At 57.1% G+C, this 13,862-nt stretch carries 14 protein-coding genes; 9 read left to right on the top strand and 5 right to left on the bottom strand.

Annotated elements, in window-relative coordinates; all coding sequences use genetic code 11:
• Positions 1-13 precede the first annotated feature (13 nt).
• The 5 genes from ftsY to ACORNT_RS03185 all read right to left on the bottom strand — a co-directional run bounded on the left by ftsY (position 14) and on the right by ACORNT_RS03185 (position 5,319).
• Positions 14-952 carry a signal recognition particle-docking protein FtsY gene (gene ftsY, locus ACORNT_RS03205; RefSeq protein WP_321395294.1) on the bottom strand — a complete coding sequence of 313 codons (939 nt, stop codon included), beginning with the start codon at positions 950-952 and terminating at the stop codon, positions 14-16.
• Between the two features lie 9 nt (positions 953-961).
• Positions 962-2,254 carry a tRNA (N(6)-L-threonylcarbamoyladenosine(37)-C(2))-methylthiotransferase MtaB gene (gene mtaB / locus ACORNT_RS03200; RefSeq protein WP_321395292.1) on the bottom strand — a complete coding sequence of 431 codons (1,293 nt, stop codon included), beginning with the start codon at positions 2,252-2,254 and terminating at the stop codon, positions 962-964.
• Positions 2,254-3,129 carry a diaminopimelate epimerase gene (gene dapF / locus ACORNT_RS03195; RefSeq protein ID WP_321395291.1) on the bottom strand — a complete coding sequence of 292 codons (876 nt, stop codon included), beginning with the start codon at positions 3,127-3,129 and terminating at the stop codon, positions 2,254-2,256. The genes mtaB and dapF overlap by 1 nt, the downstream gene beginning before the upstream one ends.
• Positions 3,130-3,201: 72 nt before the next feature.
• On the bottom strand, positions 3,202-4,638 hold the full coding sequence (locus ACORNT_RS03190; protein ID WP_321395289.1) for a DASS family sodium-coupled anion symporter: 1,437 nt from the start codon (positions 4,636-4,638) through the stop codon (positions 3,202-3,204).
• A 12-nt stretch (positions 4,639-4,650) separates the two neighbouring features.
• Positions 4,651-5,319 (bottom strand): outer membrane protein, encoded by a 669-nt coding sequence (locus ACORNT_RS03185; protein WP_321395287.1) that lies wholly within the window; start codon positions 5,317-5,319, stop codon positions 4,651-4,653.
• A gap of 281 nt (positions 5,320-5,600) precedes the next feature.
• On the opposite strand from ACORNT_RS03185, the gene ffh reads away from it, so the two are divergent.
• From ffh to ACORNT_RS03140, 9 genes are all read left to right on the top strand, one after another.
• Complete coding sequence (ffh, locus tag ACORNT_RS03180) at positions 5,601-6,971, top strand: signal recognition particle protein (protein ID WP_321395285.1); 1,371 nt, start codon at positions 5,601-5,603, stop codon at positions 6,969-6,971.
• 82 nt (positions 6,972-7,053) lie between these two features.
• Complete coding sequence (gene rpsP / locus ACORNT_RS03175; protein ID WP_420717516.1) at positions 7,054-7,533, top strand: 30S ribosomal protein S16; 480 nt, start codon at positions 7,054-7,056, stop codon at positions 7,531-7,533.
• 3 nt (positions 7,534-7,536) lie between these two features.
• Entirely contained in the window at positions 7,537-8,130 is a 594-nt protein-coding gene (rimM, locus tag ACORNT_RS03170) for a ribosome maturation factor RimM (protein ID WP_321395283.1), read from the top strand.
• 38 nt (positions 8,131-8,168) lie between these two features.
• Entirely contained in the window at positions 8,169-8,942 is a 774-nt protein-coding gene (gene trmD, locus ACORNT_RS03165; RefSeq protein ID WP_321395281.1) for a tRNA (guanosine(37)-N1)-methyltransferase TrmD, read from the top strand.
• Positions 8,943-9,034: 92 nt separating this feature from the next.
• A complete protein-coding gene (gene rplS / locus ACORNT_RS03160) occupies positions 9,035-9,424 on the top strand; it encodes a 50S ribosomal protein L19 (RefSeq protein WP_321395279.1) in 390 nt (129 codons plus the stop codon).
• A 145-nt stretch (positions 9,425-9,569) separates the two neighbouring features.
• Positions 9,570-10,976, top strand: coding sequence for a 3-isopropylmalate dehydratase large subunit (gene leuC / locus ACORNT_RS03155; RefSeq protein WP_420717515.1), 1,407 nt, complete (start codon positions 9,570-9,572; stop codon positions 10,974-10,976).
• Positions 10,977-11,004: 28 nt separating this feature from the next.
• Positions 11,005-11,619, top strand: a complete 615-nt coding sequence (leuD, locus tag ACORNT_RS03150) for a 3-isopropylmalate dehydratase small subunit (RefSeq protein WP_321395275.1) — start codon at positions 11,005-11,007, stop codon at positions 11,617-11,619.
• 30 nt (positions 11,620-11,649) lie between these two features.
• Entirely contained in the window at positions 11,650-12,747 is a 1,098-nt protein-coding gene (gene leuB / locus ACORNT_RS03145; RefSeq protein WP_321395273.1) for a 3-isopropylmalate dehydrogenase, read from the top strand.
• A 47-nt stretch (positions 12,748-12,794) separates the two neighbouring features.
• Positions 12,795-13,814 carry an aspartate-semialdehyde dehydrogenase gene (locus tag ACORNT_RS03140; RefSeq protein WP_321395271.1) on the top strand — a complete coding sequence of 340 codons (1,020 nt, stop codon included), beginning with the start codon at positions 12,795-12,797 and terminating at the stop codon, positions 13,812-13,814.
• Positions 13,815-13,862: the final 48 nt, after the last annotated feature.

The following is a 13,862-nucleotide window of genomic DNA, read 5'->3' as shown; positions in this document are numbered from 1 at the left end:
TAGGGCTTATACTTCAGGCGTCAAGGCCGACCAGCATACGGGAAAAATCATCGGCCTTAAAGGGCTGAAGATCGTCAATACTCTCTCCGACGCCGATGGCGTGGATCGGCAGGGCGAATTTCTCGGCGCAGGCCACCAGAACACCGCCGCGGGCGGTGCCGTCCAGCTTGGTCATTATCAGGCCGGTGACATTGGCCACCTTCTGGAACACCTCTGCCTGCAGGATGGCGTTCTGACCGGTGGTGGCGTCCAGTACCAGAAGGGTGGCATGGGGCGCTGTCTCGTCATGTTTTTTGATCACCCGGACGATCTTGGCCAGTTCGTCCATCAGATGTTCCTTGTTCTGCAGCCGTCCGGCGGTGTCGATCAGCAGAACATCCATATTCCGTTCTTTGGCCTGCTTGACGGCGTCAAAGGCGAGGCCCGCCGCATCAGCGCCGACCTTGCCGGAGACAACCGGCACATTGTTGCGGTCGCCCCAGACCTGCAGCTGTTCGATAGCGGCCGCGCGGAAAGTATCGCCGGCGGCCAGCATCACTGATTTGCCGTCCTGCTGGAACTGTTTGGCCAGCTTGCCGATGGTGGTGGTCTTGCCGGAGCCGTTGACGCCCACCATCAGGATCACATGGGGTTTGTTTTCAGCTTTGATCTCCAGGGGTTTGGCGACAGCTTCCAGAATACCGGACACTTCGTCGGCCAGGGCCTTCTGGACCTCTTCAGCACTGATTTCCTTGTCATATTTCTGCTCTCGCAGGCGGTCGCAAACCCGGCGGCTCACTTCCACGCCCAGGTCGGACATGATCAGCAGGTCTTCCAGTTCTTCAAGGGTGGTGGCGTCCAGGCGCTTTTTATTGAAAATGCCGGAAATGCCGCTCGACAGGGCGGAAGTGCTGCGTTTCAGGCCGTCTTTCAGGCGGCTGAACCAGCCTTTTTTTGTCTGTTCTTCGCTCATGGGCCCCACTTAAATTGGTTCACAGATCAGGATCCCCTCCTGATAGCCGCTCACGCGGGCTTTGGCAAGGGTGCCGGACGGAAGATCGGCCATCAGCCGGGCAGGCGCGAAATGTGCCGTATGTCCGATCACTGACTCGCCTTGTTTGAGGGTTTTTTCCACCAGGATTTCCACCAGGCCACCAACCTGGCCGCTCATAAACCTGTCCATGCTTTCCTGCCCCTTGGCGCGCAGCCGGTCCGCCCGTTCTTTACGGACGGCTTTGGGCATCTGCGGCATTTTGGCCGCCGGGGTGCCTTCACGCTCCGAATAGGGGAAAACATGCAGGAAAGTCAGGTCGCAGTCGTCGACCAGACGCAGGGAGTTTTCAAACATTTCCTCGGTTTCGGTCGGAAAGCCGGCAATGATATCGGCGCCGAAGACCACATCCGGCCGGGCGGCCCGTACCCGCTGGCAGAATTCGATGCTGTCTTCACGACTGTGACGGCGTTTCATGCGTTTCAGAATCATATTGTCACCGGCCTGCAGGCTCAGGTGCAGGTGCGGCATCATCCGCTCTTCTTCAGTAATGACCCGGAACAGGTCTTCATCGGTTTCGATGCTGTCGATGCTGCTCAGGCGAAGCCGCTTCAGGTCGGGAACATGTTTCAGGATCTGCTGGCACAGTTTGCCAAGGCTCGGTTTGCCGGGCAGGTCGGGGCCGTAAGAGGTGATGTCGACGCCGGTGATGATCACTTCCTGATAGCCGTTTTCCACAAGTCGTTTCACTTGCGTTACAACCTCGCCGGCCGGAACAGAGCGGGAATTTCCGCGCCCAAAAGGAATAATGCAGAAGGTGCAGCGATGATCGCAGCCGTTCTGGACCTGGACAAAGGCCCGGGTGCGTTCTTCAAAGCCGTTAATCAGCTGGGGCGCGGTTTCCTTCACCGACATAATGTCGTTGACCAGCACCCTCTCACTGTCTTCGGTACTAAAATCCAGCGCCTTCCAGCTTTTGGCCTCCAGTTTTTCCTGGTTACCGATGACCCGGTTGACTTCTTCCATGTCGGCGAATTCTGCCGGATTGATCTGGGCGGCGCAGCCGGTGACCACGATATTGGCGTCCGGATTTTCCCGCCGGGTGCGGCGAATGGCCTGCCGGGCCTGTCGGGTGGCTTCGGCGGTGACGGCGCAGGTGTTGAAAATAAAGGTATTTTCCAGCCCGGCTTCTTCGGCGTGACCTTTCATGACTTCCGATTCATAGGTGTTGAGCCGGCAGCCGAAGGTGACAATCTGTGGAGCGCTGGTCCTGTTCTCAGACATCAGGCGCTCTCCCGGCTGTCCGGTCCTTCAAGATCAAAGGGGGCAAAGACATGCCCGGCGAAGACATAAGCCACGTCGCCGGTCATCATCACATGATCGTCGTCAGTCCAGGCCATAACCAGGGTTCCGCCGTCCAGTTCAATGGCGGCGGCGCGATCCACCAGGCCGCGCAGGCTGGCGGCTACCACGGCGGCACAGGCGGCGGAACCGCAGGCCTGGGTGATGCCGGCGCCCCGTTCCCAGACCCTCAGTCTCAGGTTACCCGGTCCGCGTTTTTCAACGATGCTCACATTGACCCGTTCCGGGAACAGCTCATGTGTCTCGATCTGCGGACCCAGGTCGTTGAGGTCGATCTCGTCAATGCTGTCGACAAAAAAGATGGCGTGGGGATTGCCCATATTGACGGCGACCGGGTTGCCCAGTCCGCCGACGACCAGTTCCACAGTTTGAGTATCCATCTCCCGGGCCAGCGGAATCCGGTCCCAGTCAAGGCGCGGTTCACCCATATCCACCCGGACCTGACTGCCGTTGCGACCGGCTTTCAGAATGCCGGAAAGGGTTTCAATGGTGATTTCGTCCAGGCCGAATTCCTGCAACAGCATATGGGCGACGCAGCGGGTCGCGTTGCCGCAGGCCCCGACTTCGCTGCCGTCCGCATTCTGGATGCGCATGAAGACGTCGGCGGTGTCCGACGGCCACAGGGTGATGACCTGGTCGCATCCCACGCCCCGGTGACGGTCGGCGACAAAACGGGCGCCGTCCGCAGACAGGTCAAAACGGTCCTCGCGTCCGTCGAAAATGACAAAGTCATTGCCGAGGCCGTGCATTTTGACAAAGGGACGCGGGTCCTGTGTGATTTGATTCTGCTCGTTCATACCGCCTTATATGGGGCGTGCAGGCAAAAAGTCCACCAAAATCCGAGGTGATCTGGGGGAAACAGCCGAAAATCATCCGAAGATGATCGGCACCAGCAGATAGCAGAGCGGGCTCAGGACAATGATGCCGACCAGATTGAGGCGGAAGCCGGCATTGACCATTTCCGGAATGCGTACCTTGCCGGTGGAATAGATCACCGCGTTGGGCGCTGTCGCCACCGGCAGCATGAAGGCGCAGCTTCCGGCCAGTGCCGCCGGCACAAACAACATCATCGGATCGAAATTTCCGGCCGCGGCCAGCGCCCCGAGTACCGGCAGCAGGGTGGCCACGGTGGCCGTATTGCTGGTCAGTTCGGTGAGAAAAATGACCATGCTGATGAGAATGGTGACCAGCAGGAACAGATGCAGGGTGGTCAGGCCGGAAAGCGCCGTTCCCAGCCACAGGGCCAGCCCGGAAGAACTGACGGCTGCCGCCAGGCTGAGGCCGCCGCCGAACAGCAGCAGGACGCCCCAGGGAATGGTGATGGCGGTCTCCCAGTCCAGCAGGGCGGTGCCTTTTTCATTTTTACTGCCGGACGGAATGACAAACATAAGAATGGCGCCGATCACGGCAATCAGGCTGTCATTGAGCCAGGGGAAAAGTCCCAGTTCATCCTGCAGGTATTTCCGGCTGATCCAGAAAAAGGCGACCATGGCAAAGGTAAAGGACAGTCTCATTTCCGGCGTGGTCATGCGGCCCATGGCGGCCAGTTCCTGACGGAAAATATCCTCGGCGGCCGGCAGGTCGTGCAGATCAAAGGGATAAGCCCATTTGGTCAGCACCAGCCAGACCACCGGCACCATCAGGATGACGGTGGGGATGCCGAACATCATCCAGGTCAGAAAGCTGATTTCCACACCGTAATTCTGGGACATGAAACTGACCACAAAAAGATTGGGGGGCGTACCGATCATAGTGCCGAGACCGCCGACACTGGCGGAATAGGCTATCCCTAAGATCAGGCACAGGACAAATCCCCGATGGCTTTTGCTGTCATCATGGATCAGTTCGGAGGATAGTGACAGGGCAATGGGAATCATCATGATGGCGCTGGCGGTGTTGCTGATCCACATGCTGATCAGGGCTGTGGCGGCCATGAAACCGGCAATTATGGCGCCGGGGTGACTGCCGGCCCGGATCAGGATATGCAGGGCCAGCCTCCGGTGCAGGTTCCAGCGGGCAAGGCCGGTGGCAATAATGAATCCGCCCATCAGCAGGAAAATGGTCGGCCGGGCATAGGGGGCGGCGGCATCTGTCATGCTGGTTACGCCAAGGGCTGGAAACAGGACCAGCGGCATCAGCGAGGTGACCGGGACCGGCAGTGCTTCGGTTGCCCACCAGGTGGCCATCAGGGCGGTGATGCCGACCGTCTTCCAGGCCACATCGGACATGCCCTCCGGCGTTGGCAGAACCAGTACCAGCGCCAGAAGGCCAATGCCGAGAAAGAGATTAAAAACCCTGATGGTCAACCTGTCCGCCTTTTAGTCCATATGCAGGACGATACCGACAGAAATCCGCTGTTCGGAAGGATCAAATGTAAAGCGGTCAACGCCCTGGGTGATAGTCAGTCCGCCATATTCGGCACGGGTATATTCAACCCTGAGGGCGACATCTTCAAAAATGCCAATCTCGAAGCCGCCGCCGTAGCGGAAGCCGTTGAGCCGATCGCCTTCATTGGTTGCAAAGCCGCTGGTATTGAATTTTGTCGCCGCATACCCACCCAGCACATAGACCAGATAACGGTCCGAAATGGGCAGGCCGACGCGGCCGTTGATGTCAAAGCTGTTGCTGGCCTTGATGCCGACCTGGACCGTGCCGTCGGTAACGTCGGAGGCGCCGCTGGACAGGCCCCAGCCGGCTTCCAGGCTGGTATAGACCGGCCCGAAGCTTATGCCGTAACCGCCGTAAAAGCCGCCGCGGAATCCGTTACCGGACTCTTCCCCGGTAATGCCGGTAAAGGCGCTGTCGGTGTCGCCGGTAATCTGTTCATAGGTCGCATTGGCGGTTTCCTTGTAATAGTCCGCCCGCAGTCCGAGATAAAACCCGTCAAACGGTGTGTTGTCCATTCCGGCCTGGGCCGTGGAGGACAGGACCGGGGCCGTTGAGGCGATACCGATGATGACGAGAAGTTTTGTGAAAAAGTCAGACATTTTCAATTCCATTTTCCCTTTGTTTCTTTATTAGCGCAGAGGCTGACAGTCAGACAGTCTCCTGCGGCGGAATTGTGTCCATATTACATTTTTTTCCCGATCAGGAAACAGGAAGTTGTGCGCGGGCGCAGTTAAGGCTTGACTCTTGTGGGTAAAATCCATAATTTCCGCCCATTCCGAAAGGATAAAGATATTTTGTGTCCCCCGACGGACCTGTGGGATACCCACCAGTCAGCGAGATTTCGCCCACTGGTGCGTTTTTACTTTGTGGAAATGGATTAATGTTTGACAGCTTAAGCGACAAGCTCGGCGGCATATTTGACAAGCTGAAAAGAAGCGGAGCACTCAAGGAGGCGGACGTCAATGCCGCCCTGCGTGAAGTGCGTATTGCCCTTCTGGAAGCCGACGTTGCCCTGCCTGTGGTCAAGGACTTTGTGGAAAAGGTCCGGGAACGGGCAGTCGGACAGGAAGTTCTGAAATCGGTCACGCCCGGCCAGATGGTCATCAAGATTGTCAATGACAGGCTGGTCGAGATGCTGGGCGGCGAGGGTGAAACCATCAGCCTGGCGGCAACAGCGCCGGTGCCGATCCTGATGGTTGGCCTGCAGGGTTCCGGTAAAACCACTTCCACAGCCAAGATCGCCAAACGACTGACCGAACGGGAAAAGAAAAAGGTCCTGATGGCCTCGCTCGATGTGCGTCGTCCGGCGGCCATGGAACAGTTGCAGATCCTCGGTGAACAGACCGGAGTGGCGACTCTGCCGATCATTGCCGGCCAGATGCCGGTGGATATCGCCAAGCGGGCGATGACCGCGGCCAAACTGCAGGGCTTTGATGTGGTCATGCTGGATACCGCCGGTCGCCTGCATGTGGATCAAGGCCTGATGGCTGAAGTCATTGCCATCCGCAACGAGGTCAATCCTCATGAAACCCTGCTGGTGGCCGATGCCCTGACCGGTCAGGATGCGGTCAATGTGGCCCAGCAGTTCAGTGATCAGGTCGGTCTGACCGGTGTTGTTCTGACCCGTATGGACGGCGATGGCCGCGGCGGGGCGGCCCTCAGTATGCGCGCCGTGACCGGCAAGCCGATCAAGCTCGTGGGTGTGGGCGAGAAGCTCGAAGACCTGGAGGAATTCCATCCGGAACGTGTGGCGTCCCGTATTCTGGGTATGGGCGACGTCGTTTCCCTGGTAGAGAAAGCAGCCGAGACCATCGAGGCGGAAGAAGCCGAGAAAATGGTCCGCAAGATGAAGAAGGGCCAGTTCGATTTTGACGATCTGCGCTCCCAGCTGCGCCAGATGAAGAAACTGGGCGGCATGTCCGGGGTGCTTGGCATGCTGCCGGGGCTCGGTAAAATGCAGAAACAGATGGCGTCCGCCAATATTGACGACAAGCTGCTGGCGCGCCAGGAAGCCATTATCAACAGCATGACGCCGAAGGAACGCACAGATCCGCGTCTCCTTAATGCGTCGCGCAAGAAACGAATTGCCATCGGGGCCGGTGTTTCCGTGCAGGAGATCAACAAGCTGATCAAAATGCAGAAACAGATGGCTACGATGATGAAGAAAATGGGCAAAATGGGTAAAAAAGGCGGGGGTATGTCCCTGCCCGGCCAGTTGCCTCCGGGTATGGAGGATCTGCTTCCCAAGTAGGTCTTTGGCCCAATTGAGTTAGGGGCGGCCCGGCCGTCCAGGTAATTTTGGAATTGAAGTAAATAAAGAAAGGAAGACATCAATGTCTTTGAAAATTCGTCTGGCACGCGGTGGTGCTAAAAAACGTCCTTATTATCGTATCGTCGTGACAGATTCGCGCAATCCACGTGATGGTAAATTTATCGAAAAAGTGGGTTCCTACAACCCGCTGCTGCCGAAAGACAGCGACCAGCGTGTAACTCTGCTTGCCGAGCGTGTGACATACTGGCTCGGCCAGGGCGCACAGCCGACCGACCGTGTTCACCGTTTTCTGGATGTTGCCGGTATTCTGAAACGCGAAGCCCAAAACAACCCGAACAAAGGCAAGCCGGGTCAGAAAGCCCTGGATCGCATTGAAGAGAAGAAAGAAAAAGAAGAAGCTGCCGCCGCTGCCGCTGCCGAAGCTGCCGCAGAAGCCACTGCTGCTGAAGCTCCGGCTGAAGAGGTTGTTGCTGAAGAAGCTCCTGCCGAGGAAGCACCGGCTGAAGAAGCTGCGGCCGAGGAAGAAGCCAAGTCAGAATAACCGATGGCTGACCGGTCTGTTCAAAAGGATACCCGTAACGCCGGGGTGGCAGTTGGGCCCGATTGGGTCTGTATTGCCGCCATTGCCGGCGCACAGGGTGTCCGGGGGAACGTCCGGCTCAAGGTTTTTACCGAGGATCTTGCTTCCGTTGCCGATTACGGGCCTGTGACCCTGTTTACGGAGGAACACCCCCGGGGCGAGAAGCATAAAATCCAGCTTTTGCATACCGTCAAGGGGGGCGTGGCTGCCCGGCTGGAAGGCATTGGCGACCGGGACCGGGCGCTGGCCCTCAAAGGCCAGAAGCTTTATGTGAAAAAGGCGGCCCTGCCGGACCTGGCCGAAGACGACAGTTTCTATTACGAGGATCTTGTCGGGCTGGAAGCCAGGGATGAACAGGGCAACCCCTTCGGGACGGTCAATGCTGTGTTTAATTTCGGCGCCGGGGACCTGCTGGAAGTGGCGCTGGACCCGGCCCTGAATGACGGGGAAAAAGGCACGGTCCTTTATCCCTTTTCCGGGAAATTTGTCCCGGAAGTGAATATTGAAGATGGATTCGTGGTGGTCGACCGCGAATCATTCGGTGACCGGGACGCCTGAGTATACCCGGCCGTGGCAGGAATGAAGAGAGGTGAGGTATGACAGAGCCCCTGTGGCAGGCGCAGATCCTGACCCTCTATCCGGAAATGTTTCCGGGACCGCTTGGTCATTCGCTGGCCGGCAAGGCGCTGGATCAGGGCTTGTGGCGTCTGGATGTGATGAACATCCGCGACCACGCCCATGACAAACACCATACGGTCGATGATACGCCGGCAGGCGGTGGTCCGGGTATGGTGATGCGGGCCGATGTGCTGGGTGAGGCCATTGATGCCGCCCTGGCGGACCGGCCGGGAAATGTGGCAGAGGAAGACTGGGATGAGGAAGACTGGCCGGTGGTTTATCTTTCTCCCCGCGGACGGGTTCTGGACCAGGAGCTGGCCCGGGAACTGGCCGGAAAAAAAGGAATTACGCTAGTCTGCGGCCGTTTTGAAGGCATAGACGAGCGGGTGCTGGAAGCACGGAATATCCAGGAGATCAGCCTCGGTGATTTCGTACTTTCCGGCGGAGAACTGGCGGCAATGGCCCTGATGGATTCCGTTGTGCGCCTGATTCCCGGGGTGATCGGGCAGCCGGACACCCTGGAAGAAGAGAGTTTTGAGGCGGGGTTGCTGGAGTATCCTCACTATACCCGACCCAAGGTCTGGGAAGGGCGTGAAATACCGGAAGTGTTGCAATCCGGGCATCACGGCAGGATAAAGGCCTGGCGTCAGGAGCAGTCGGAACGACTGACCCGGGAAAGAAGGCCTGACCTGTGGAAAGAATATTTGCACCGCAGCGGAAAGAATGATATGGACCCTGCGAAAGATGATTAACCGGGATCAGATGATCCCCTATTAAATGATCCCTGTATGTTCCGAAGGAAAATGGCTCGGAACCTCTGGGGGACAAGTTTGAAAGAAGAACAATGAATATCGTAGAGAAATTTGAACAAGACCAGATCGCAAAACTGACCGAGGGCAAGGATGTACCGGAATTTGCCCCGGGTGATACCGTCAAGGTCAATGTGAAAGTTGTTGAGGGCGAGCGCGAACGTATCCAGGCCTATGAAGGTGTCTGTATTGCCCGTTCCAACCGTGGTCTGAATTCCTCTTTTACCGTGCGCAAAATTTCCTATGGTGAAGGCGTGGAGCGTGTATTCCCGCTTTATTCACCCAATGTGGACAGCGTTGAAGTCGTGCGCCGCGGTCGTGTACGTCGTGCGAAGCTTTACTACCTGCGCGCCCTGCGCGGCAAGAAAGCCCGTATTGCTGAGAAAAAAGACTGGCTTATTAAAAAGTCAGGCGACGACGCATAACCGATCATCTGATTAATGATTTCGGGGCCGCGTCAAAAGAGCCCCAGACAAGCGGGGCTCGATTTTCGAGCCCCGCTTTTTTAATGCCTGATTTTATACAAAATCCCTAACCGGTATTTGGGAACTGGAGCCGGAAATCTGGAGAATGAGTAAAATGGCCAAAACGCTGTATGACAAAATCTGGGACAGTCATCTTGTCGATGAACAGGAAGATGGCAACTGTCTGGTTTATATCGATCGCCAGATCATTCACGAGGTAACCAGCCCGCAGGCCTTTGAGGGTCTTCGCATGGCAGGTCGCAAGCTGCGCCGGCCGGATGCCATGATTGCCGTGCCGGATCATAATGTTCCCACCAGCGCGGACCGGGCAACGGTGATCAATGATCCCCAGTCAAAGATCCAGCTTGATGCGCTGGAGAAAAACTGTACGGAATTCGGGGTCAACTATATCCCCATGATGGATATTCGCCAGGGGATTGTTCATGTGATCGGTCCGGAGCAGGGTTTTACCCTGCCGGGTATGACGATCGTCTGCGGCGACAGCCACACCTCCACCCACGGGGCCTTCGGCGCGCTGGCTTTCGGGATCGGCACGTCCGAGGTAGAACATGTGATGGCCACCCAGACCCTGATTTTGCGCAAGGCGAAAAACCTGCGCATTGACGTCTCCGGAACACTCGGGGCCGGGGTATCGGCCAAGGATGTGGCGCTGGCGATTATCGGTACGATCGGCACCGCCGGGGGTACCGGCTATGTGATTGAATTCACCGGTTCGGTGATTGAAGGCCTGACCATGGAAGGTCGCATGACATTGTGCAATATGGCGATTGAGGCCGGTGCCCGGTCCGGTCTGGCAGCACCCGACGAAAAGACCTTTGAGTATGTCAGGGGCCGGACCTATGCGCCCAAGGGTGCCGCGTTCGAGCAGGCTGTGGCCTACTGGAAAACCCTGAAAACTGACGACGGCGCCGTCTATGACAAGGAAGTGTTCCTGAAGAGTGAGGATATCATTCCCCAGGTGACCTGGGGCACAAGCCCGCAAGACGTGCTGCCGATTACCGCGACTGTGCCTGATCCGGCGGAACTGGAAGGTGAGCGCCGGGTGGCCATGGAACGGGCGCTGGACTATATGGGTCTTGAGCCGGGTACACCGCTGAATCAGGTCAAGGTGGACCGCGTTTTCATCGGATCCTGCACCAATGGCCGTATCGAGGATATTCGCGCGGCGGCTGAAATCGCCAAAGGCCGCAAGGTTGCTGATCATGTGCAGGCGATGGTGGTGCCGGGGTCCGGTCTGGTCAAGCACCAGGCCGAGGAAGAAGGGCTGGACAAGATCCTGACCGAAGCCGGTTTCGACTGGCGGGAGCCGGGCTGTTCCATGTGTCTTGGCATGAATGCAGACAAGCTGGAGCCCTATGAACGTTGTGCCTCGACGTCTAACCGGAACTTTGAGGGCCGGCAGGGATACAAGGGGCGGACCCATCTGGTCAGTCCGGCCATGGCGGCCGCTGCCGCGGTCACCGGCCATCTCACCGATTCACGGAAATTGTAAGGCCAAAAATGTAAGGACTCGCAGGACAATGGATAAATTTACCAAAATAAGCAGTGTTGCAGCCCCCCTGCCGATGATCAACGTAGATACGGACATGATCGTCCCCAAGCAGTATCTCAAGACCATCAAACGGACCGGTCTGGGCAAATTCGCCTTTGCAGAGATGCGCTATAATGAAGACGGTAGCGAAAATCCGGATTTTGTGCTGAACAAACCGGCCTACCGCAACGCGCAAATTCTGATCGCCGGGGAAAACTTTGGCTGTGGTTCCAGCCGCGAGCATGCGCCGTGGGCGCTGCTCGACCAGGGTATTCGCTGTATCATTGCGCCAAGCTTTGCAGATATTTTCTATGGCAACTGTTTCAAAAACGGCATCCTGCCGATCAAAATGCCGCAGGAAATCGTCGACAAACTGATGGAAGATGCGGAGCGGGGGAGCAATGCGATCATCACTGTCGATCTGGAAAACCGGGAGATCACCGGCCCGGACGGCGGCAAGGTAAGCTTTGACGTGGATCCCTTCCGTCAGCATTGTCTGCTGAACGGTCTCGACGACATCGGGCTGACGCTGGAAAAAGTAGACAAAATTGACGCCTTTGAAGCCCGCCAGAAAGCCTCTCAGCCGTGGCTGTATCAGGCGTAAGCGATAACTGCATCAGGAAGTAACAAGACGATGAGCAAAACACATTCCCTTCTTATTCTGCCCGGTGACGGCATCGGTCCGGAAATCATGGCGCAGGCCCGCCGGGTTATTGACTGGCTGGCGGCAAACCGTGGCCTGAAATTCGACATCAGTGAAGACCTGATCGGCGGCTGCGCCTATGACGCCTATGGCATGCCGCTGGCGGATGATACGCTGGCCAGGGCCCGGGAAGTGGATGCGGTTCTGCTGGGCGCCGTCGGCGGTCCCAAGTGGGTTGATACAAGTTATGATAAGCGCCCGGAAGCGGGTCTTTTGCGGATCCGCAAGGAACTGGATCTGTTTGCCAATCTGCGCCCGGCCCTGTGTTTTGAACCGCTCGTGGATGCCTCGAGCCTGAAACCGGAACTGGTCAGCGGCCTTGATATCATGATTGTTCGCGAACTTGTCGGCGGGGTCTATTTCGGTGAGCCGCGCGGTATAGAAACACTGCCTAACGGCGAACGCCGGGGCATTAATACCCAGGTCTATACCACCAGCGAAATTCACCGCATTGCCCATGTGGCTTTTGATCTTGCCCGCAAACGTCGCGGCAAGGTGACCAGCACGGAAAAATGCAACGTGATGGAAAGCGGCCTTCTGTGGCGCGAGGAAGTGGAAGTGGTCTCCAAAGACTATCCCGATGTGGAACTGGAACATATGCTGGCCGATAACTGCGGCATGCAGCTGGTGCGTCAGCCCAAACAGTTTGATGTGATTGTCACTGACAATCTGTTTGGCGATATGCTCAGCGATGTGGCGGCCATGCTGACCGGCTCGCTCGGCATGCTGCCCAGTGCGTCCCTTGGCGTCAAAGGCGGCGGTGCGGTTTACGAGCCGGTGCACGGCTCGGCCCCGGATATTGCCGGGCAGGGTGTGGCCAATCCGATCGCTACCATTCTCAGCTTCGCCATGGCCCTGCGTTATACCTTTGATCTGGCTGATGAGGCGGATCTTGTGGAAAAAGCAGTGAACGGCGTGCTGGAAGGCGGTATGCGTACTGCCGACATCATGCAGCCGGGTAAAGCCAAGGTCTCTACAAGCGTCATGGGTGACAGCATCCTGCGCGAAATGGAAAAACTGAACAAATAATTGCCACCAACTTGAAGTAAGTGAATTGAAAGTCAGGAGAAATTTGAATGTCCTATAAAGTCGCTGTCGTAGGTGCGACAGGAAATGTCGGTCGGGAAATGCTCAACATTCTGCATGAGCGCCAGTTCCCGATTTCCGAATTGGTCCCGCTGGCGTCACGCCGGTCCATTGGCCAGGAGGTGACGTTCGGGGACAGAACCATTAAAACCAAATGCCTGGATGACTATGACTTCTCCGACACGGATATCGCCCTGATGTCCGCCGGCGGAAGCGTGTCCAAGGCTTTTGGTGAGAAGATTGGCAAACAGGGCTGTGTCGTGATCGACAACAGCTCTCATTTCCGTATGGATCCCGATGTGCCGCTGATTGTGCCGGAAGTGAATGCCGATGCCATCGCCGGCTATACCAGGAAAAATATCATTGCCAATCCCAACTGTTCGACAGCCCAGCTTATGGTGGCGCTGAAGCCGTTGCATGACCGCGCCAAAATCAAGCGGGTGGTGGTCTCTACCTACCAGTCCGTCTCCGGCAGCGGCAAGGCCGCCATGGATGAACTGTGGACACAGACCCGGGCGATTTTCGTCAATGATCCCATTGAAGCGGAAGTGTATCCGAAACAGATCGCTTTCAATGTGATTCCCCATATCGACGTGTTCATGGATAACGGTGACACCAAGGAAGAATGGAAAATGGTTGTGGAAACCATGAAAATCCTGGATCCCGAAATCCGCCTCACGGCCACCTGTGTGCGTGTACCGGTGTTCCTGGGTCACAGTGAGTCCGTGAATATTGAATTCGAGAAACCCCTGAGTGCAAAAGAGGCCCGGGAAATCCTGCGCACGGCCCCCGGCCTGATGGTGGTCGACAAGCGGGAAGACGGCGGTTATATCACGCCGATCGATGCAGCCGGTGAATTTGCCACTTATGTCAGCCGGATCCGCGAGGACGAGTCTCAGCCGAACACGCTGAATCTGTGGTGCGTGGCCGACAACCTGCTGAAAGGGGCGGCGCTGAACGCCGTGCAGATCGCAGAAAGCCTCTGCAACAATTATCTCAAGAAAGCATAATGTAAGGTAATATATCGCTTCTCTGAAATTTTATGCTGAACAGGGACG

Source organism: Emcibacter sp. (genome assembly GCF_963675455.1).
In the GTDB taxonomy this organism is placed as follows: Bacteria; Pseudomonadota; Alphaproteobacteria; order Sphingomonadales; family Emcibacteraceae; genus Emcibacter.
Note: the sequence above shows the minus strand (reverse complement) of the source record. Positions and strands in the feature narration are given on the sequence as shown.

Excerpts from the sequence above, each read along its gene's own strand:
- ftsY (WP_321395294.1), bottom strand. The coding sequence starts at position 952 with ATGAGCGAAGAACAGACAAAAAAAGGCTGGTTCAGCCGCCTGAAAGAC.
- mtaB (WP_321395292.1), bottom strand. The coding sequence starts at position 2,254 with ATGTCTGAGAACAGGACCAGCGCTCCACAGATTGTCACCTTCGGCTGC.
- dapF (WP_321395291.1), bottom strand. The coding sequence starts at position 3,129 with ATGAACGAGCAGAATCAAATCACACAGGACCCGCGTCCCTTTGTCAAA.
- ACORNT_RS03185 (WP_321395287.1), bottom strand. The coding sequence starts at position 5,319 with ATGTCTGACTTTTTCACAAAACTTCTCGTCATCATCGGTATCGCCTCA.
- ffh (WP_321395285.1), top strand. The coding sequence starts at position 5,601 with ATGTTTGACAGCTTAAGCGACAAGCTCGGCGGCATATTTGACAAGCTG.
- rpsP (WP_420717516.1), top strand. The coding sequence starts at position 7,054 with ATGTCTTTGAAAATTCGTCTGGCACGCGGTGGTGCTAAAAAACGTCCT.
- rimM (WP_321395283.1), top strand. The coding sequence starts at position 7,537 with ATGGCTGACCGGTCTGTTCAAAAGGATACCCGTAACGCCGGGGTGGCA.
- trmD (WP_321395281.1), top strand. The coding sequence starts at position 8,169 with ATGACAGAGCCCCTGTGGCAGGCGCAGATCCTGACCCTCTATCCGGAA.
- rplS (WP_321395279.1), top strand. The coding sequence starts at position 9,035 with ATGAATATCGTAGAGAAATTTGAACAAGACCAGATCGCAAAACTGACC.
- leuC (WP_420717515.1), top strand. The coding sequence starts at position 9,570 with ATGAGTAAAATGGCCAAAACGCTGTATGACAAAATCTGGGACAGTCAT.
- leuD (WP_321395275.1), top strand. The coding sequence starts at position 11,005 with ATGGATAAATTTACCAAAATAAGCAGTGTTGCAGCCCCCCTGCCGATG.
- leuB (WP_321395273.1), top strand. The coding sequence starts at position 11,650 with ATGAGCAAAACACATTCCCTTCTTATTCTGCCCGGTGACGGCATCGGT.
- ACORNT_RS03140 (WP_321395271.1), top strand. The coding sequence starts at position 12,795 with ATGTCCTATAAAGTCGCTGTCGTAGGTGCGACAGGAAATGTCGGTCGG.